The sequence below is a fragment of the Butyricicoccus sp. AM27-36 genome, from assembly GCF_003480945.1.
Classification (GTDB): Bacteria; Bacillota; Clostridia; order Oscillospirales; family Butyricicoccaceae; genus Agathobaculum; species Agathobaculum butyriciproducens.
Genome location: NZ_QUJR01000007.1, coordinates 181,324 through 200,722, shown reverse-complemented (window position 1 = coordinate 200,722; position 19,399 = coordinate 181,324). Strand labels below are relative to the sequence as shown.

Annotated in this window: 14 protein-coding genes; 6 read left to right on the top strand and 8 right to left on the bottom strand. The window is 56.2% G+C overall.

Annotation, left to right across the window (positions count from 1 at the left end; translation table 11 throughout):
* Positions 1-108: 108 nt before the first annotated feature.
* The 3 genes from DW724_RS11050 to pgeF are packed head-to-tail and all read right to left on the bottom strand — an operon-like array spanning position 109 to position 3,734.
* Positions 109-1,005 carry a DMT family transporter gene (locus DW724_RS11050; RefSeq protein ID WP_118761502.1) on the bottom strand — a complete coding sequence of 299 codons (897 nt, stop codon included), beginning with the start codon at positions 1,003-1,005 and terminating at the stop codon, positions 109-111.
* 30 nt (positions 1,006-1,035) lie between these two features.
* Positions 1,036-2,916: an ABC transporter substrate-binding protein gene (locus tag DW724_RS11045; protein WP_118761501.1), complete on the bottom strand. Its 1,881-nt coding sequence runs from the start codon at positions 2,914-2,916 to the stop codon at positions 1,036-1,038.
* A 17-nt stretch (positions 2,917-2,933) separates the two neighbouring features.
* A complete protein-coding gene (gene pgeF / locus DW724_RS11040) occupies positions 2,934-3,734 on the bottom strand; it encodes a peptidoglycan editing factor PgeF (protein ID WP_118761500.1) in 801 nt (266 codons plus the stop codon).
* 506 nt (positions 3,735-4,240) lie between these two features.
* Between pgeF and rny the strand changes: the two genes are divergently transcribed.
* The gene (gene rny, locus DW724_RS11035) at positions 4,241-5,785 is read left to right on the top strand and encodes a ribonuclease Y (RefSeq protein WP_117752096.1); all 1,545 of its coding nucleotides are present in this window, start codon (positions 4,241-4,243) and stop codon (positions 5,783-5,785) included.
* A gap of 60 nt (positions 5,786-5,845) precedes the next feature.
* On the opposite strand, the gene DW724_RS11030 is transcribed toward rny, so the two are convergent.
* From DW724_RS11030 to DW724_RS11010, 5 genes are all read right to left on the bottom strand, one after another.
* Positions 5,846-7,573 carry a sensor histidine kinase gene (locus DW724_RS11030; RefSeq protein ID WP_118761499.1) on the bottom strand — a complete coding sequence of 576 codons (1,728 nt, stop codon included), beginning with the start codon at positions 7,571-7,573 and terminating at the stop codon, positions 5,846-5,848.
* Positions 7,570-8,247 (bottom strand): response regulator transcription factor, encoded by a 678-nt coding sequence (locus DW724_RS11025; protein WP_118761498.1) that lies wholly within the window; start codon positions 8,245-8,247, stop codon positions 7,570-7,572. The genes DW724_RS11030 and DW724_RS11025 overlap by 4 nt, the downstream gene beginning before the upstream one ends.
* 146 nt (positions 8,248-8,393) lie before the next feature.
* Positions 8,394-9,185, bottom strand: coding sequence for an HAD-IIA family hydrolase (locus DW724_RS11020; RefSeq protein ID WP_118360638.1), 792 nt, complete (start codon positions 9,183-9,185; stop codon positions 8,394-8,396).
* Between the two features lie 483 nt (positions 9,186-9,668).
* The gene (gene aspS / locus DW724_RS11015; RefSeq protein ID WP_118761497.1) at positions 9,669-10,994 is read right to left on the bottom strand and encodes an aspartate--tRNA(Asn) ligase; all 1,326 of its coding nucleotides are present in this window, start codon (positions 10,992-10,994) and stop codon (positions 9,669-9,671) included.
* 108 nt (positions 10,995-11,102) lie between these two features.
* A complete protein-coding gene (locus DW724_RS11010; protein ID WP_118286183.1) occupies positions 11,103-12,548 on the bottom strand; it encodes a lipopolysaccharide biosynthesis protein in 1,446 nt (481 codons plus the stop codon).
* A 184-nt stretch (positions 12,549-12,732) separates the two neighbouring features.
* On the opposite strand from DW724_RS11010, the gene csaB reads away from it, so the two are divergent.
* From csaB to purF, 5 genes are all read left to right on the top strand, one after another.
* Complete coding sequence (gene csaB, locus DW724_RS11005; RefSeq protein WP_243105741.1) at positions 12,733-14,955, top strand: polysaccharide pyruvyl transferase CsaB; 2,223 nt, start codon at positions 12,733-12,735, stop codon at positions 14,953-14,955.
* A 62-nt stretch (positions 14,956-15,017) separates the two neighbouring features.
* On the top strand, positions 15,018-16,205 hold the full coding sequence (locus tag DW724_RS11000; protein WP_118761494.1) for a glycosyltransferase: 1,188 nt from the start codon (positions 15,018-15,020) through the stop codon (positions 16,203-16,205).
* Between the two features lie 277 nt (positions 16,206-16,482).
* Positions 16,483-16,974 carry a 5-(carboxyamino)imidazole ribonucleotide mutase gene (gene purE / locus DW724_RS10995; protein WP_110435884.1) on the top strand — a complete coding sequence of 164 codons (492 nt, stop codon included), beginning with the start codon at positions 16,483-16,485 and terminating at the stop codon, positions 16,972-16,974.
* Positions 16,975-17,110: 136 nt separating this feature from the next.
* Positions 17,111-17,821 carry a phosphoribosylaminoimidazolesuccinocarboxamide synthase gene (gene purC, locus DW724_RS10990; protein WP_110435883.1) on the top strand — a complete coding sequence of 237 codons (711 nt, stop codon included), beginning with the start codon at positions 17,111-17,113 and terminating at the stop codon, positions 17,819-17,821.
* 42 nt (positions 17,822-17,863) lie between these two features.
* Positions 17,864-19,336 carry an amidophosphoribosyltransferase gene (gene purF, locus DW724_RS10985; protein WP_118761493.1) on the top strand — a complete coding sequence of 491 codons (1,473 nt, stop codon included), beginning with the start codon at positions 17,864-17,866 and terminating at the stop codon, positions 19,334-19,336.
* Positions 19,337-19,399 lie beyond the last annotated feature (63 nt).

Genomic DNA, 19,399 nt, shown 5'->3' with positions numbered 1-19,399 from the left:
CGCTCGTCTCTGAGAGACAGCTTTAATAGAATACCAAATCCCAGAGCATTTGTCAAATACTTTTTTCGTTTTTTGCAAAAAATTTTGCTGCAAACGAAAAACGGCGGCTCACGCCGTCGTTTTCTCTTTCTCCCGATGTTCGGACAAAATCAGACCGCCGAGCGCCAAAACCGTGCCCAGCCACATGATCGGCGTCATGGTTTCGTGCAGAATCAACGCTGAGCTTACTATTGTAATAACCGGCGTTGCATAAATGTACACGCTGGTTTTCACCGGACCGAGCAGGAAAACCGCGCGATTCCACGTCACAAAGCACGTTGCAGACGCACAAAGGCCCAGAAACAGCAGATTTGCCAGATGAACCGGCTGCGTCCACACGCTCAAACCGGACGGAAACCCTTCAATCACCGCAGGAACGAGCAAAAACAGCAAGCCGTATCCAAAAATGCGGCAGGTGAGCGGAATGGTACGGTAGCCCATGTGACCAAGCTGGCGCACGAGCACCGAGTACACACCCCAGACCAGAGCCGCGCCTACGCCGAGCAGTGCGCCAACCGGGCTGAAATGCAACTCGCTGACGCCCGCAAGCGACACGAGTGCGACACCCCCCATCGCACAAACGAAGCCGAAAAAGAACCATTTGCTGAGTTTTTCGTGCAGCACCGCCGCTGCGAGCAGTGCGGTAAACAGCGGCGCTGCCGCTACGATAACGCCGACCAGTGACGCAGAGATGTACGTCAGCGCGATATTTTCCATCAAAAAATAAAGCGTAACGCCCGAAAGACCGGCCAGCGCAAACAATCCCTCATGCCACCTTTTCTGCGGACGCATGAGGCCCTTGCCCACGATGAGCAGCGCCAGAAAGCCGAGCGTAAACCGCGCCACCATAATCTCCAGCGGCGTGAAGGCGCGCAGCAGTACTTTCGTTGAGACAAACGTCGTACCCCAGACAAGCACGCTGAACGCGCCGAACAAATGCCCCTGTATTCTGTGTTTTTCCTGCATGGTATTCTCCTTTTCAGTGAAAACGGGCGGTTACGGCTTGACCCAGTTCTCCTGTCCTGCGAATGCGTTATACGGTGCCGGATTGAAATGATTGATCAGACCGCTTCTGAGCACAACCTGCTGCCGCTCAAATGCCAGCGGAATGAGCGGCATTTCGTTCAGAAATGTCGTGTACAGACCCTCCGTATTCTCGCCGCTGCGGTACGCCGTGATGGCATTGCTCATGTCCTCACTCGAGTACGCTCCATAGTTCAGTCCGCCCTGTGGAGACAGCAGCGGGCGCAGATCGAAGTCCGGCGTCAGCTGGGTTTCGCCGTAGTACGCGTCGAACGAGCCGCTCTGCAGCATGGAAACATAGGTATCATACGGCTCCTCATCCACCGTGACATTGACGCCGTTCAGCGAATTCCACGAAGCCGCAACCTGTTTTGCCGCCGCTACCTTAAACGCATTGTCCGAGTTGACGAGCAGGCGGAACGAAAGCTGCACGGTCGCCGCATCCGTCACTATCGTATCGGTTACTGCGGTATCGGTCGAGCCGGAACCGTCCGTAGAATCGGTCGAATCGCCGGAGTCCGTATTTTCATTGTCCAAAAGCACAACTTCCCCGTCCGAAACCGTCGAATCGATCCGGCTTTTCGGCGTGCGCACGGTCAGAAAATCCACCTCGTAATCGGTATCGCTTGCCCGGCCGCTCGTATAATAGATAAAGTCGCCGTCCTCGTCGTAGTAGCCGTCCTCCTCGGAAGAGTCCGAAGAAGTGTCCGAAGAAGTGTCCGAATCATCATCGGAATTGTCCGTAGAATCCGAATCTCCGTCCGAAGAATCGGTATTGCCGTCGCTGCCGCCTGCCGAAGCCGCACCTTCCTGTGCCGCCTCGCGCAGCAGCTGTGCCGCAGTCATCAAATCCGCCGACAGGCTGTACGACACGCCGGTGTCCGCCGGCTGCGGATTGATCGGCAGCACCGCCGGATCGGCATAATCCTGCAGCTGGGTTGCACACAGACCCTGACGGCTGATCGCCATAGAAAGCGCCTGCCGCACTTTTGCATTCGTGAACTGGCTGTTATTGTAATTCAAACCGATATAATGCAGCATAGCACTGCTCACCGGAACGGTATCGACCTCGCCGGTGAATGCAATATTCTGGTCATCCGGCGCAATACGGGCGCTGCGCATGATGGATACATCGCCGGTGCGGAAGCTGGTGTCCGCCGCATCCGCGCGCGTCATTTTGACCAGCGTAATGTGCCGAATGGTGCCGAGAAAGCCGCCGTGCCAGTTCTCGTTGGCCTCCAGCGTCCATGCGGCGCCGTTCTGAACCGGCTTGTACGGTCCGGTGCCCTCTGCGAACTCTCCTTCGTCCGTCGTACCCGCCCGATAGATTGGAATATCCAGCAGTTTCGGGAAGTTGACGTTCGGCGACGCAAGCGTAATACGAATCATGCGCTTTGTCACCACTTCGATTGAGGAAACCTCGGTCAGTCGGTTGTGATACGGCGAACTTTCGTTTTCCAGCACAGTCTTGAGACTTTCGGCAACATCACTTGCCGTCAGCTCCGCACCCGACCAGAACTTGATGCCTTTTTTAATCGTAAAGCTGAACGTGGTTCCGTCGCTCGTATAGTCCTCGCACAGCTCGTTTTCGAGTGTAAAATCGCTTTTTATCTCAAAAAGTCCCTCGTAAAGCGCCTCACGCAGCATGCTGTTGACCTCGGTGCCGTCCATGACCGGATTGAGCGTTGTGCCCGAGCGATACCACGCCAGACCGAAATACGCGTCCGACACATCTACGTTGTCTACCGGTGCGCCGTCGCCGTCGTTTCCCTGTCCAAATGGGAACGTGCAGCCGCTGAGCACGACCAAAGCCGCCATTGTCAGCGCCAGCGCACGTTTTTTCCAACTTTTCATTGTATTGATCCTTTCGCTTACAGACAGATCATGCCGCCCTGCACGCCGCGCACGCCGTGCGTTACGCGGTGCGACCAGAACTCATCCGAATGACACATGGTGCAGATGCCGCTGTCGATCACATTTTCCGCCGAAAGTCCGGCATCCTGCAGCAGCTTTACACCAATGCCCTGCAGGTCCACATGGAATTTCGGACCTTTCTCCATGATGAACGGATGCACCTGTGCACCGAGCAGCTCTTCCATCGCTTCCGGCACATCCGCATCGGTCTCGAAGCACTCCTGCCGGATGGACGGACCGAGCACCGCAACAAGGCTTTCTCGCTTGGTGCCGAGCTGCTCCGCCATGACGTCCACGGTTTTCGGCAGAATGCCTGCCGCCATGCCGCGCCAGCCGGAATGACACACGCCTGCGGTATGCGTCGCCGGATCATATAATAAGGTGACAACGCAGTCCGCGTAAAAGCCGATGATGGGCGTATCCGGCAGCGCGGTCACGATCGCGTCCGACTGCCATTCCATCGGGCGATGCAGACCCATGCCGACTTTGTCCTCGGTCACAACCGACACCTGCGTGTCGTGGATCTGCTTGGTGAGCGTCATGCGCGTCTCATCCACGCCGAGCGCCTCGCCCAGCAGGCGATAGTTTTCGCGTACATTCTCCAACTCGTCACCGCGGTTGAAGCCTAAATTCAGGCTTTCGCACGCGCCTGTGCTCACACCGCCGAATTTGGTGGTGAAGGCATGCCGCACCGGAATCCGTCGGCAGGTATAATATACGAAAGAACCGCGCTGTACGCGGCACATAGACTCGTTCATAGTCGTTCCTCCTCGTCTCTTCCATGAGGGAATACAGAATTATTATAGCAAATCGCCCTGCTGTTCACAAGAGCGCACACCGACCGTTTTCAAAAAACACCAAAAACCGCGTATGTCAGCTTGTCTTTTTCTTGACAGTTTGACGAATAGGCTTTACAATTAAACATAGTATAATACCTGCTGTAACAGAGCCGGTGCCAATGGTGAGCACGGCTTTTTTCAAAGGCATTATCTGATTGAACCGATAGCTTTATTTCTATCGGAACCGCATTTTTCTTTTGACAGCGCAAAACTCTGATTTTTTCGAGCGAAGCTTCGCTTTTTCGGCGTATTCCGCCTTTATTCTTCGTGCAGTGCTCATGCGTGCTGCGCGTGTTTCACCGTGGAATCAGCTTGTTTTCTGCCGAACCGTCGCTCTATTGAGAAACAGCACCGCAGATCTGCGGTATTGTCTTGGTTTTGTGCCGTCTCCCAAAATTCGTAAATAGGAGGACACACCAACAGACATGAGCAACATCATCATACCGATCATCACCGGTATCGTGTGTCTCGCAGTAGGCGTAATCATCGGATTCCTGTATCGCAAGAGCGTTGCGGAAAAAGAGATCGGCTCTGCCGAGACCGAGGCCACCCGCATCATCAACGAAGCGATCAAGGCCGGCGAAACCAAAAAACGCGAATCCATACTCGAGGCAAAGGACGAAATCCACAAGCAGCGCGTCGAAGCCGACCGCGAGCTGAAGGAACGCCGCAACGAAACCCAGCAGCTTGAGCGCCGCCTGATTCAGCGCGAGGAAGCACTGGACAAGAAGAGCGATATGCTCGACCGCAAGAATGATGACCTTAGCCGCCAGCTGGACGCAAGCCAGAAGGAAAAGGAAGAACTCGAGCGCATCAAGCTCGAGCAGGTAGAAAAGCTGGAGCAGATTGCCAGCATGACCCGTGACGAAGCACGCGATATGCTCGTCCAGTCCATTGAAAACGAAGCAACCCACGATGCAGCCGTCAAGCTGCGCGAGATCAATCAGCGCCTGAAGGACGAGAGTGAGCAGACTGCCCGTGAGATCATCTCGACCGCAATCCAGCGCTGTGCCGCCGATCAGGTATCCGAGGCGACCGTTTCGGTTGTTCCGCTGCCGAACGACGAGATGAAGGGCCGCATTATCGGCCGAGAGGGCCGCAACATCCGCACGCTGGAAACCCTTACCGGCGTAGACCTCATCATCGACGATACGCCCGAAGCTATCACCCTGTCCTCGTTCGATCCGGTCCGCCGTGAAATCGCACGTCTGGCCCTCGAAAAGCTGATCGTTGACGGTCGTATCCATCCGGCTCGCATTGAGGAAATGGTTGACAAGGCTCGCCGTGAGGTGGAGCAGATCATCAAGAGCGAAGGCGAGCGCGCTACCTTCGAAACCGGCATTCACGGCATTCACCCCGAGCTGGTCAAGATTCTCGGCCGCCTGCGCTACCGCACCAGTTATGGTCAGAACGTCCTGCAGCACTCCATCGAGGTGGCACACATTGCCGGCATGATGGCCAGCGAACTCGGTCTCGATCCGGTTCCGGCACGCCGTGCAGGTCTGCTGCATGATATCGGCAAGGCCATCGACCACGAGGTTGAAGGCAGCCACGTTCAGATTGGCGTAGACCTTGCCAAGAAGTACAAGGAATCCCAGCCGATCATCCATGCCATCGAGGCACACCACGGCGATGTAGAGGCTAAGACCATCGTAGCATGTCTGGTTCAGGCAGCCGATGCCATCTCCGCTGCACGTCCGGGCGCTCGCCGCGAGAACCTGGAGAACTATATCAAGCGTCTGGAGAAGCTCGAGAGCATCGCCAACGAGACGCCCGGTGTTTCCGGTTCGTTTGCCATTCAGGCAGGCCGCGAGATTCGCATTATCGTCAATCCGGAGAAGGTTTCGGACGACAAGATGGTGCTTCTCGCCCGCGAAATCGCCAAGAAGATCGAGAACGAGCTGGATTATCCCGGCCAGATCAAGGTCAACATGGTACGCGAAACGCGTGCGATCGACTACGCAAAGTAAGCAAAATCATACCCCGCAAGAGAATCTCTTGCGGGGTATGATTTTGCCCTTTTTCAGCTTTTAATCTTTATTGCAGACGATGAACCGCACACCGCCCTTTATATTTTCCGCCTTGCAGGTCAGGCCGTGCAGAGCGAGTATTTTCTGCAGAATGGCCAGTCCCAGTCCGTGTCCGCCTGCGCGGTCGCGTGCCTTATCGCCGCGATAGAACATCTCGAACAGGCGCGGCAGCTCAGTTTCCGGAATGGGCTCACAGTCGTTCTCGACGGTCAGCAGATGATTGCGGCTGTTCGTCAGCCGAATGGACACGCGCCCGTTTTCCGGCGAATACTTGGCGGCATTCTCGAGCAGGCAGCCGACGGCACGCCGCAGCAGCGTTTCGTCGCCGCGGATACGCACTCCGTCCGCAATATCGGCGGTCAGGCGGCGTTTTTCGAACAGCGGCGCGTACTCGGTCAGTACATCGCGCACCAGCGCGGTCAGATTGAGCGTTTTGCGGTTTTTCAGCTCGTCCGTGCGGTCCAGACGGGTGTAATCCAGCATTTCGCGCACAAGGCCGTTCATCCGCGCCGTTTCCTGCTCGATGGCGGCAAGGTAGCGCGCGTTTTCCTCGGGCGAAATGTCCTGCGCGATGGCCTCGGCGTACCCTCCGATGAGCGCAAGCGGCGTTTTCAGGTCGTGGCTTGCCGCCGACACGAACTGCTGTCGTTTGTCCTCAAGATCGCGCTCACTGTCCCAGCGGGTGTGCAGAGTCGCCGCCATTTCGCTCAGCGCACGGTTGAGTTCACCGATTTCGTCTCCGCGTTTCAGGTCGGGTTTGAATTCGTCGAATGCAAGGTTTGCAACCAGATTTGCTTCTCGCGCCGTGTCAACCAGTGGGTCAGCGACCATGCGGCGCACGATTTTATAGAAAATAAACAGGAAAATCAGATACAATGCAATCGTGATGAACGGCATACCCCAAAAGAGATCCTCATATGCAGCTTCCTTGTCAATCGGCGCAGTGGCCATGACCATTCCATGTCCATATCCGATCGTGCTGGACAGGGACAAAAAGATAGTAAAATATCCCCCTGTATGATCCACTTTCACATTTTCTCCGTTTATGCACCGCAGTTTGGTTTCCAGATACTTTTTTTCCGCAAAGTATACTTCCATATTCGAATCCTTGTCAAAGCACCACTGCGGCATTTCTTCCCATTGACCGACCTCTTCAACCGGTGTCTGTGCCGTCCATTCATAATCATACGCACCTACGCAGATTCGGTTCGGAATATATATCGTATGACCATTGTTTTCGATTTTTTTGCCATATATCATTGCAATGTATCCCACGTCATCTGAAAAGCCTTTTTTCGGCCCGTATACCTCACGCATCTCACGAATATCCTGCTCGGCAAAATTGCTGATGTCAATATCGGCATCGGCATTCTTACCATACAGCAGCAGCGGCGAACGCATCGTGACCCAGTTTTCCTGTCCATCATAATACTGCACGACATACGCTTTTTCACTATCCCAGATGGAATATGCCAAATCACAACGCATTTTATCGTATTCCGGCGTATTGGCCGACGGCATATCATCAGGGTCATACCCTTTTTCTACCAACGTGTGTTCAACACGCCAGCAAATATCGTTAACTTCCATACCTGCCCTGTACGCTGCGACAACCTGTGCGTTTTCAATCAATTTGAATGTCCACAGTCCAACAAACACCGCCAGAATCACTGCCACAACCGCGGTCAGCCTTGCCGCGATGCCGATTTTACGAATCCGCTTTTTCATGTCGATCCCCCCAATCGGTAGCCCTTGCCGTACACCGCACGGATATGCTGCGAGGCTGTTCCAAGCGCCTTACGCAGACTGGCAATGTGCCGGTCGATCATGCGCTCGTCACCGTCGAAATCCGTGCCCCATACCCGCTCGATGAGCAGGTCGCGCGACACCGTGCGTCCCTGTTCGCGCAGCAGCAGCTCGAGTATCTTCGCCTCCTTGGGACGCAGATTCACCGGGTTTCCGTCCACCGTTACCATGCCCGAGGCCGTATCCATCAGGATATTCGCGTAGCCGAGCTCACTCGCGCCCAGCCGCAGCCCGCGGGCCCGCCGCATGAGCGCCTGCGCCTTTGCCACCAGCACCGGAAACGAAAACGGTTTTGTGATGTAATCGTCCGCGCCCGCGCGGAACCCTGCCAGTGTATCGCCTTCCTGCCCGAGCGCCGTGACGAAAATAACCGGAACGTCGCTCTCCCGCCGCACCGCTTCGCAGACCTCCAGCCCGTTCAGATGCGGCATCATCACATCCAGTACCAGCAGGTCGAACGGCTGCGCCTGTGCCAGCACGAGCGCCTGTTCGCCGTCATACGCCGGTGTCACCGCCACGCCTGCCGCCCGAAAGAAATCCTGCATCAGCGCGGATAACGCCTTGTCATCCTCTGCTAAAAGAATGTGTCCTGCCATGGGAGTGCCCCCTCTCTATCTGTCATTGGTCTATCCTTTTCCTGTATTTAGTATAGCATAGAATTGTCCATTCTTTATCCAATGAAAAAAGCCTTTCCGAAATTTTTTCGGAAAGGCTTTTGTGTAGTTCGATTTAGACAGCAATTTTATGCCTGCGGTGGAATACAGCCGACACCATCCAGAATAAAGTGCGGACGGTACGCATAATTCTCTACATCCTTGCGGGTGGTACAGCCGGAGAGCACCAGAACGGTGTCCAGACCGGTTTCAATGCCGGCAACAATATCGGTATCCATGCGGTCGCCGATCATAGCCGCCTCGTGCGAGTGCACGCCCAGCAGACGCAGACCGGTACGCATCATCAGCGGGTTCGGCTTGCCAACATAGTACGCGGTCTTGCCGGTGGCCAGCTCAATCGGAGAAACCAGTGCGCGGCATGCCGGAATAATGCCCTGCTCGGACGGGCCGGTCAAATCGGAGTTGGTGGCAATCAGGCGCGCGCCCTTGTTGATCAGATCAACGGCCTTGAGAATGGTCTGATAGTTGTAGGTGTTGGTCTCGCCCGCAATAACGTAATCCGGGTCCACGTCGTTCATCACGATGCCTGCCTCGTACAGCGCACCGACCAGACCGGGCGCGCCGATCACATACGCGGATGCGTGCGGCTTCTGGCTGGCGATAAACTTTGCCGTAGCCAGAGCAGAGGTGTAGAAATGCTCCTCACCGATCTCCAGACCCATGCGGGCCAGCTTCTGCTGCAGCTCAAGCGGCGAACGCTCGGAGGAGTTGGTCAGGAAAAGGAAGCTCTTGTTTTCACGCTGCAGCCAGTCTACAAATTCAGGTACACCGGGCAGCAGACGGTTGCCGTGATAGATAACACCGTCCATATCGCAAATGAAGCCCTTCTTGTCGCGAAGCAGCTCTAATTCTTCGTTCATTATGCTGATCTCCTTTCGGTAGGCGACCCATGCTGAAACAGCATAGCCGGAAATCTTTTTGTCCATTCTTATTATGCGTAAAATTTCCGCGAACGTCAAGAGCCAACCGAGGAAAAAATGTTAAATCCTCGTAAAGAGCTGAAAAGAGAGCGGAGAGCGAGGAGTGGAGAGTGAAGATTTTCTTCTCCGGGCGCATACCAAGGGACACAGGCGGCTCTGCCGCCGTGTCCCGCCGCGCGAGATTTCAGCACCCGTTTCACCGTCAGACCGCACAGCGCGTGAAATGGAGCGCCTCCGACGCGACAAAAATGGCCCGGCTCCGCCGGGTCATTTTTAACAAACACGAAAACGCCCCGAAAACCGGAAAGTTTTCGGGGTATTTTCGTGCAATAAGTGTTCCCGCCCTGCCCGCAAAGCGGGCACGCGCGGCGACACCGTTCCTCGTTCCAAAGGGCACAGTCCTTTGGAACGAAGCCGAGAGCCTTACGGCTCGAGGCGGTTCATATCACGCGGGAACATAGAAGCCTCGCGGATGTTGTTCAGCCCCAGCAGCTGCATGGTCAGGCGCTCCAGACCAATGCCCAGACCGCCGTGCGGCGGCATGCCGTACTTGTGCAGCATGGTGAAGGACTCAAACAGCTCGGCGTTCATCTTGCGAGCCTCCAGCTTGTCCATCTGCTCCTGATAATCGTGGATACGCTGACCGCCGGTGGTGATCTCCAGACCGCGGAACAGCAGGTCAAACGACAGCGCCAGCTTCGGGTCCTCCGGATCATCCTTCGCGTAGAACGGACGCTTTGCAGACGGGAAGTGAGTTACGAATACGAAATCAGAGTCGTGCTCCTCCTTTGCCCACTGGCACAGCAGCACTTCTTCGTCCGGGTTGAGGTCGTAGCGGTTCTTGGACTTGTGACCGTACTTCTCCTCCATGATCTGCTTGGCCTCGTGGAAGCGGATGGTCGGGATTTCCTTAATCTCCGGAACCTCGGCGTTCAGCATGGCGAGTTCCTCAGCGCAGTGCTCCTTAACGTAAGCCATAACAGACTTGAGCATGCCGGTCTCCATTGCCATTACATCGTACATGGAATCAATGTAGGCCATCTCGAAGTCCAGACCCATGTACTCGTTCAGGTGACGAGAGGTGTTGTGACGCTCTGCACGGTAAACCGAGCCGATCTCGTATACACGGCCGAATGCACCGGCGAGGTACTGCTTGTGGAACTGCGGGGACTGTGCCAGATAAGCCGGGGTGCCGAAGTAATCCAGCTTGAACAGGTTTGCGCCGCCCTCAGCGCCTGCAACTACGATCTTCGGGGTGTGGATGTGGGTAAAGCCCTGCGACTGCATGTACTGTGCAAAGCCGTCAGCGATCGCACCCTGTACGCGGAAGATCGCCTGCTTGCGCGGATGACGCAGCGTGATCGGGCGCAGCGGCAGATCAACATCGAGGGACAGACCCATATACTTCTTGCCGAGCGGTACCGGCAGCTGGTCGTACGGCTTGCCGAGGATGGACAGTGCGCTCAGAACGACCTCAACACCATGCTCTGCACGCGGCTCCTCACGAACGGTACCGGTAACCTCAAGTACCATTGCGTCCTTGATGTCCGAACGCTTGATGCCGCCGATCTCGTCACCCTGGAAGGTGCACTGGATCAGACCGCGCTCAACGCGCATTACAACAAAAGAAAAGTCAGACATATCGCGTACACGGTGAACCGTGCCGCGGAACGTGACCTCGCTGCCGACTGCTTCGCAGACGCGCTTTACGGTGTCAACGTACTGACCCGCTTCATGAATCATTTCCATAATATTACGCCTCTCTGTTTACAATTTTCAGATAGAGTTATTGTAGCATGGATTTAATGCCGTGACAAGGTTTTACCAGTGAAATCCACGCTGTTTCGACAATTTTTCTTATCGTTTCAGCCGGCGGAGCACCGCCTGTACTTCCTCGCGGCCCTCACCGCTGACGATAATGCACACTGCATAAACGCCCGCACCGACCACGACAGCCGCGCCAAGGCGAATGAGATTGCCGACCGGCAGCAGCGTGCATGCAAAGGCCGCCACACCGCACAGCAGAGCCGAAACGATGATGCGCACCAGGCTGACCGGTGCCACGCGGAACAGAAACCGGCTGCGCACGCGCACGCAGGTGATGATAAAATAGGACGCAAATGCGACCACCGAACCGAGCGCACCGCCGGTAAATCCAAGCGTTTTGAGCAGAATGACACTCGAAACCACCTTGATAACCGCTGCAATCGCACTGTTCTGCAGAACGTGTACGGTGGACTGCTCCAGCTCATACGCCTTGTTGGCGTATTCGGTCAGGCCCATGAACAGCATGGCCAGCGCGGTATACGCGATGACCGGCGCACCGGCGGCGTACTTCGCGGGGAACAGGAACCGGCTGAGCGGCAGCGCGACCGCCGTCAGACCTGCAACCGCAGGCACGGCGATCAGCAGATACAGCCGCACGCCCTGATCGAGCAACGGCTTTGCCGCAGCTTTGCCGCCCTCACGCCAGCCGCGCAGCACGGCAGGATACACGCCGCGCATAATGCCGACCGAGATCATCGTGAACAGACCGCTCGCGATCGAGTTGTTATTCGAATAGTATGCGTACAGAATGTTGCCGTAAAAGCCGACAACGAGGTATTTGTCGATCTGGTTGAGCAACGCCACCGAAATGGAAACGCCCATCAGCGGTACGCCGTATTTGAGGAACCTGTTCAGCAGCGGCTTGGAGAAATATTTCAGCCGCACAACAACCGGCAGGCTAAGCGCAAACACCGCACCGATGGTGGCTACACCGTCCGCAATGGTATTGGCAAAGATAGCCGGGAACGGCGACGGATAATTCGACTTGCCGCCGACAAGCGCGAATGCAACCGCGAGCTTGAGCACCGCCGAGGTCAGCGACCACAGGATGGACGCTTTGACGCGGCCGAGCTGAATCAGCGCCGCATTGAGCACCTGAAACGCCGTGTAGGTGCAGAACATCAGCGCGCCGCCCAGATAGACCGGACTCTGCGTCACAGCCGCCGTAATGCAGCAGCCGATGGCAACAAGCACGCACAATCCCACATAGATGGTAGAAACCGTGGAGAACAGGCCGCGTCCTTCATCGGCGCGGTACTCCTCACCGACATAGCGGGTGGCGGAATTCGCCATCCAACCCGCAAGGATGAGGTACAGCAGCTGTATCGTGGTGTTGGTCAGGTTGAATGCACTGACCGCACCCTCCACAAAGATGTGAGAATACAGCGAGGAACACCCGATGACGAGCAGTCCCTCGACCACCTTGGCCGGCAGGAACAGCATGGCATCGCGCGTCATGGTATTTTTAGAGGACAAAAGAAAAACCCTCACTTTCCGTCAGATAAAATCAGTATACCATGTTCTGAGCAAAAAAACAAACTTCGTTTGCCAAAATACTGCCGAAAAAGACGACATTTACCGCGTCCGAGTTTTGCAATCCCCCTGTTTTCATGGTATACTGATTATACTTGTCAAGTGGAGGTATTTGACTTTGCGAATCATGCATGTAATGGGCGGCGGCGATGTAGGCGGCGCCAAGACCCAGATTATGAATACCGTGACCGGACTCAACCGCAATAACGATGTGATGCTCATCTCGTTCCGCGCAGGTCCGTTTGCGGATGAAGCGCGCGAACGCGGCATTGATGTGCGCGTGATCGAGCGGCACAACCCATTCCGCGCGGCACGAACCATGCGCGACCTGGTAGATGCGTTCAAACCCGATATAATTCACTGCCACGGCGGCCGTGCCAACCTGATGGGAGCCATGGTGCGCCGCAGCCGTCAGGTGCCGATCGTCACGACCGTGCACTCGGATTATCGGCTGGACTACCTCGGCAGTCCGCTCAAGCAGTACACGCTCGGCACGGCGAATGCCATTGCCCTGCGCTTTCTCGACTTCTATCAGCCGGTCGCGGACCGTATGGCACGCACGCTCATCGAGCGCGGCTTTGACCCGGAGCGCATTGTAAAAATCTACAACGGCATGGATTTTGATCGTCCGAAGGGCGAATTTGACCGTGTTGCCTATCTGCGGGACACCTACGGAGCCGAGATCGAGGACGGCGACGTGCTGTGCGGCATTGCCGCGCGTCTGACCGCCGTCAAGGATATTGCGACCACCATCCGCGGCTTTGCCGAGGCGCTGAAATCCGCGCCGCAGCTGCGCCTGTTCATCGCCGGTGACGGCGAGGACGAGGATATGCTCAAAAAGCTGTGCGACCAGCTCGGCGTGCGCGAGCGCGTAACATTCTGCGGCTGGGTATCGCCGGTCATGCCGTTCTTCCGTGCGATGGACATCAACCTGCTGTCCTCGGTGTCCGAAACCTTCCCGTACTCCATTCTTGAGGGCGTTTGTGCCGGCTGCGCGACCATCTGCTCGGATGTCGGCGGCATGCCCGAGCTCATCGACACCGGCGAAAACGGCTATATCTTCCCGGTCGGGGACGATAAGCGGCTGGCGGAATATCTGGTCCGTCTGGGCAACGATGCCGAACTGCGGCAGAAATTCGCGGACGCGCTGTACGAAAAAGCCTCCCGCGATTTCTCGCGCGACAAAATGTGCGAACGTCAGATGGAAAACTACCGTCACCTGCTGGCACGGTTCCACCGTCCGAAAAACGAGCGCGAGAGCATTGTCATCTGCGGTGCTTACGGACGCGGCAACGCCGGTGACGACGCCATCTTAGAGGCCATCGTGCAGGAGATGCGCCAGCTCGATCCCGAACGCACCATCTGCGTTATGTCGCGCAGGCCGAAGGAAACGCGCCTGATCTACCGCACGAACGCCATCTATACTTTTAATGTGTTCTCCGTTCTGCGCAAGTTCCGTCATGCCGCGCTGTATATCAACGGCGGCGGCTCACTCATGCAGGATGTTACGTCCACCCGCTCGATCTGGTACTACTGCTACACGCTGTACGCCGCCAAAAAGCGCGGCTGCAAGGTAATGATGTACGGCTGCGGCATCGGTCCGATCAACCGTCCGGGCAACCGCCGGATGGCCGCCAGGACCATTGACGCATCGGTTGACCGCATCACGCTGCGCGATGACAATTCCCGCGCACTGCTTGCCGAAATGGGCGTTACCCGGCCGGATATCCGTGTTTCCGCCGACCCGACCATCATTCTGACGCCGGCGCCGCGTGAAATCGTCAATATCGCCCTCGAGCAGAGCGGCATTGACCCGAACGGAAAGTATATCGGCTTCGGTCTGCGCAACTGGAAGGGCCTGGACACGGCTCTGCCCGAAATCGCGGCTGCAGCCAACTATGCCTACGACAAGCACGGTCTGACGCCGGTTTTCGTACCCATCGAGTTCCCGAGCGACCTCATGCCCGCAGAACGCGTCGGCGCGCTGCTGCACTGCCCGTGGCACGCCGTGCGTACCCGACAGCCCATCGAAGTCACCATCGGCATCCTCTCCCGCATGAAAACCGTGGTCGGCATCCGACTGCATTCGCTGATGTTCTCCGCCGGTCAGGGCGTTCCGGTCGTCGGCATGAGCTACGATATCAAGGTGGACGGCTTCCTGAAATATATCGGCAGCCGCACCTGCCTGCAGCTTTCGTCCGTCAAGGCGGAGCCGCTGTGCCGCCTCATCGACGAGTGCGTCTCCGGTGCGCTCAATAACGAGGTGCACCGCACCGCGGAAATGCTGAGAGAAAGAGAATCCGAGAATGTGAAGGGTGCAGCGAAGCTGCTGAACATTTCCGAAAACTAAACCGCAGGGCAGCCCGCCCTGCGATATATGATAAAACAATCCACTAAAGGGGTTATATAGATATGAAGAACCACATCGTCTGTCTTTCGACAACGAACTACCATCCTCTGCCGACGCGCAAGCAGAACGTGATGAGCCGTCTGCGCAACAGCGAAATCCTGTATTTTGATCCTCCGGTGTCCATGATCGCACCGCTCAAGGACAAAAAAGCCTCCGCATATATCGAAAAGTACAAGCAGCCCGGCGAAAAAGTCGAGGGACACGAAAACATCACTGTTTACGCACTGCCGCCGGTACTGCCGTTTTTCAACAAATTCCGCTGGATCAACAAAATCAACCAGAAGCGGCAGGCGGCGTTCATCCGCGAAAAGATGCGCGAGCATGGCTTCGGTGACGAGACCGTGCTGTGGTGCTACTCGCCGTCCTCGTGCGATATTGTGGAACACCTGCCGCATTCCAAGCTGGTATATGACTGTGTAGACCGTCATTCCGCATACAAGGGCCACATCAATCCCAAGGTTGTGGACAAGATGGAATGCGATCTGGCCAAGCCTGCCGATCAGGTATTCGCAACTGCGGTCGGTCTGGCAGAGACACTGGAAAAGATCAACCCGACCACGCAGATGATCCCGAACGGTGCGGCTTACGAGATTTTCTCGTGCGTACAGACCGAGAAGGACACCCTTCCCTGCCCGGAGGACATGAAGGATCTGCCGCATCCGATCTACGGCTTTGTCGGCATGCTGCAGGAGTGCATCGACTATGCACTGATCGAAAAGCTGGCGAAGAGCCGTCCGAACGCGACGATTTTCCTGATCGGACGCACGCTGCCGGGTGTTGACCTGACAAATCTCAAGCAGTACCCGAACATCGTATTCCACGGTCTGGTGCCGCAGCCCGAACTGCCCGCATATCTGGCGCAGATGGACGTCTGCCTGAACGTATTCCGTGCCGGTGCGCTCTCCAAGGACGTTTCGCCGCTCAAGTTCTACGAATATCTGGCAACCGGCAAGCCGATCGTTTCCACGCGCGAGCCGCTGCAGGTCGAGGATTTCAAGGATGTGGTCTACATTGCCCGCAATCCCGAGATGTTCCTGCCGCTGTGCGATGCCGCTGCCAAGGAAAAACGTCCGGCATGGACGGAAAAACGCCTTGCCTACGGCGCGCAGTGCTCGTGGACCGAGCGCGTGCACCAGATGGAAGAGGTGCTTTATAAAAAGGGCGTTCTGCACGAAAGTGCAGAGGAGTAAAATTTATCTTTGGGCATTTACACGAATCCCGAAAAAAGCGGGTAAAATACTTGCATTAACAAGTTAAATTAGCTAAAATAAATATGTATCGTCACCGTTGGTTTTAAGAAAGAGGTGTACACATGACCGGCAGCGTATTTTTGAACCAGACTGCAGCTGAACAGTTTTTCGTTCTCGGGCATTCGTGCATTCTCTCGGGCATCGGTGCACATAAATGAGCGATTATAGGGCACGGGTATACCCGTGCCCTCATTTGTTTTTGTAGGAGGAATAACAAATGAAAAAAGTTCTCGTTGTCATGGGATCCGACAGTGATCTCAAGGTAATGGAAAAGTGTGTTGACCGTCTGAAATCGTTCGATATTCCGACTGAGGTCCGCATCTGCTCCGCGCACCGCACCCCGGCAGCTGCCGAGCAGCTGGCGAAGAACGCGGCAGCCGAAGGCTTCGGCGTTATCATCGCGGCGGCAGGCAAGGCCGCACACCTCGGCGGTGTACTGGCGGCTTACACCACGCTTCCGGTAATCGGCGTGCCGATGGCCACCAGCGTGATGGGCGGCATGGACAGCCTGCTCTCCATCGTGCAGATGCCCAAGGGTATTCCGGTGGCAACCGTTGCGATCGACGGCGCAGACAACGCCGCCATCCTCGCAGCACAGATGATCGCCCTGTCGGATGACGCGCTGGCACAGAAGCTCGCGCAGTTCAAGGCCGATATGGCAGCGGAAGTTACCGCAAAGGACGAAAAGGTTCGCGCTCAGTTCGCGTAATCTATATAGGTATCTCTGATACCGCATCCCCGCAAGGTAAAGGCATTGGGGCTGCTCCCATTGGCAGCTTCGATGTACAACCTGCAAACAACATTGTTTCAAATTAACACTACTTATACAAATGGAGGAATTGGACATGGAAAAGAAAGAACAGCTGTACGAAGGCAAGGCTAAGAAGGTATTCGCTACCGACGATGCAAATCTCGTAATCGTTGACTACAAGGACGATGCAACCGCATTCAACGGTGAGAAGAAGGGCACCATTACCGGCAAGGGCGTTATCAACAACGTAATGAGCAATCACATGTTCCAGCTGCTCGAGCAGCAGGGCGTGCCGACCCACTTTGTTGAGCAGCTCTCCGAGCGCGAGACCCTGGTAAAGAAGGTCTCCATTGTACCGCTGGAGGTCATCATCCGCAACATTTCCGCCGGTTCCTTTGCGAAGCGTTTCGGCGTGGAAGAGGGCATCGTATTCGACGAGCCGACCATCGAGTTCTCCTACAAAAACGATGAGCTTGGCGACCCGCTCATGAACGCTTACCATGCGATCGCACTGAAGGCTGCTACCCGTGAGGAGATCGAGACCATCAAGGCAATGGCCTTCAAGGTAAACGAGGTTATGAAGCAGTACTTCGATACCCTGAACGTCATCCTCGTTGATTTTAAGCTCGAGTTCGGCAAGACTGCGGACGGCAAGATCGTTCTCGCAGACGAAATCTCTCCGGATACCTGCCGTCTGTGGGACAAGACCACCAAGGAGAAGCTGGACAAGGACCGCTTCCGTCGTGACATGGGCGGTGTCGAGGAGGCATATCAGGAGATCATGAAGCGCGTTATGGGCAAGTAAGCCCATCCGCAAGGCAAGATTCGGACAAGAAAAGGCTGAAGAATGAAATATCGTATTTTAAGAAAAAGCAGCACTCCGTTTGACAAGGTGCATGAGGAGTGCGGTGTATTCGGTATCGCAGCGCCGGAAGGCAAGGAGATTTCCGCCGCGCACGACGCGTATACCGCACTGTTTGCTCTCCAGCACCGCGGTCAGGAGGCTGCCGGTATCGCCGTAAACAAAAACGGCGTGATCCATTGCCATAAGGACACCGGTCTGGTCAGCGCTGTGTTCAATCAGGACATCCTGGACAACATGCCCGGCTCGATGGCTATCGGTCATGTGCGCTACTCCACCACCGGCGATACCCGCCGCGAGAATGCGCAGCCGATCTCCATCACCCATGTAAAGGGCAATCTCGCGGTTGCGCACAACGGCAACCTCGTAAACGCAGGCGAGCTGCGCCGCGAGATCGAGCTGGACGGCGGCATTTTCCGCTCCTCGAACGACACCGAGGTGCTGGTCTACACCATTGTTAAGGAACGCCTCAAGTGCGGCTCTATTGAAGAAGCCGTTATGAACACCATGCACCGCATCGAGGGTGCCTACTCTCTGGTCGTTATGTCTCCGCGCAAGCTGATCGCGGCACGCGACCCGCACGGCTTCCGTCCGCTGTGTATCGGCCTGCTGGACAACGACTGCTACATTTTCGCTTCCGAGACCTGCGCTCTGGACGCGCTCGGTGCAAAGTTCATCCGCGATGTAGAACCCGGTGAGGTCTGCGTTGTCGAAAACGGTGAGCTGCGCTCCATGCACTGCGGTATCGAGTGCAAGTCCTCCGCGTGCGTATTCGAGTACATTTACTTTGCCCGTCCGGACTCCATCATCGACGGTGCATCGGTTGAGCTGGCCCGTCAGGAGGCCGGCAAGTATCTGTCCATCGAGCATCCGGTCGGCGCTGACGTGGTTATCGGCGTACCGGATTCCGGTATCCCGGCAGCCATCGGCTACGCGAAGTTCTCCGGCATTCCGTACGGCGTGGGTCTCATCAAGAACCGCTATATCGCCCGCACCTTTATCCAGCCGGGTCAGGACAAGCGCGAGCGCTCGGTACGTCTCAAGCTGAATGCCCTGCGCACCGCCATTGAGGGCAAGCGCGTGATCATGGTCGATGACTCCATCGTCCGCGGTACGACCTGCGGCCGTCTGGTAAAGCTGCTGCGCGATGCAGGCGCGGCTGAGGTCCACATGAGAATTTCGGCGCCACCGTTCCGTCATCCCTGCTTCTTCGGCACGGATATTCCGGAGCGCAACCAGCTTCTCGCCCACAACCGCACGGTTGAGGAAATGCGTGAGATCATCGGCGTGGATTCGCTCGGTTTCCTGTCGCTCGAGGCCTGCCGCAAGATCGCAGTCGGCTGCAAGCTGGGCTTCTGCGATGCATGCTTCTCCGGAGAGTACCCGATTCCGGTACCCGAGCAGGTGGATAAGAACATGTTCGAGATCGAGATTCCGCTCCCCGCTAACAAAGACTAACTTTTGAATTGAGAATGGAAAATGGAGAATGGAGAATTGCGGTACGGCGCACCGCGCCGCATA

What these genes read in the sequence shown, in the direction of transcription:
- DW724_RS11050 (WP_118761502.1), bottom strand. Translation starts at nt 1,005, where the DNA reads ATGCAGGAAAAACACAGAATACAGGGGCATTTGTTCGGCGCGTTCAGC.
- DW724_RS11045 (WP_118761501.1), bottom strand. Translation starts at nt 2,916, where the DNA reads ATGAAAAGTTGGAAAAAACGTGCGCTGGCGCTGACAATGGCGGCTTTG.
- pgeF (WP_118761500.1), bottom strand. Translation starts at nt 3,734, where the DNA reads ATGAACGAGTCTATGTGCCGCGTACAGCGCGGTTCTTTCGTATATTAT.
- rny (WP_117752096.1), top strand. Translation starts at nt 4,241, where the DNA reads ATGAGCAACATCATCATACCGATCATCACCGGTATCGTGTGTCTCGCA.
- DW724_RS11030 (WP_118761499.1), bottom strand. Translation starts at nt 7,573, where the DNA reads ATGAAAAAGCGGATTCGTAAAATCGGCATCGCGGCAAGGCTGACCGCG.
- DW724_RS11025 (WP_118761498.1), bottom strand. Translation starts at nt 8,247, where the DNA reads ATGGCAGGACACATTCTTTTAGCAGAGGATGACAAGGCGTTATCCGCG.
- DW724_RS11020 (WP_118360638.1), bottom strand. Translation starts at nt 9,185, where the DNA reads ATGAACGAAGAATTAGAGCTGCTTCGCGACAAGAAGGGCTTCATTTGC.
- aspS (WP_118761497.1), bottom strand. Translation starts at nt 10,994, where the DNA reads ATGGAAATGATTCATGAAGCGGGTCAGTACGTTGACACCGTAAAGCGC.
- csaB (WP_243105741.1), top strand. Translation starts at nt 12,733, where the DNA reads ATGCATGTAATGGGCGGCGGCGATGTAGGCGGCGCCAAGACCCAGATT.
- DW724_RS11000 (WP_118761494.1), top strand. Translation starts at nt 15,018, where the DNA reads ATGAAGAACCACATCGTCTGTCTTTCGACAACGAACTACCATCCTCTG.
- purE (WP_110435884.1), top strand. Translation starts at nt 16,483, where the DNA reads ATGAAAAAAGTTCTCGTTGTCATGGGATCCGACAGTGATCTCAAGGTA.
- purC (WP_110435883.1), top strand. Translation starts at nt 17,111, where the DNA reads ATGGAAAAGAAAGAACAGCTGTACGAAGGCAAGGCTAAGAAGGTATTC.
- purF (WP_118761493.1), top strand. Translation starts at nt 17,864, where the DNA reads ATGAAATATCGTATTTTAAGAAAAAGCAGCACTCCGTTTGACAAGGTG.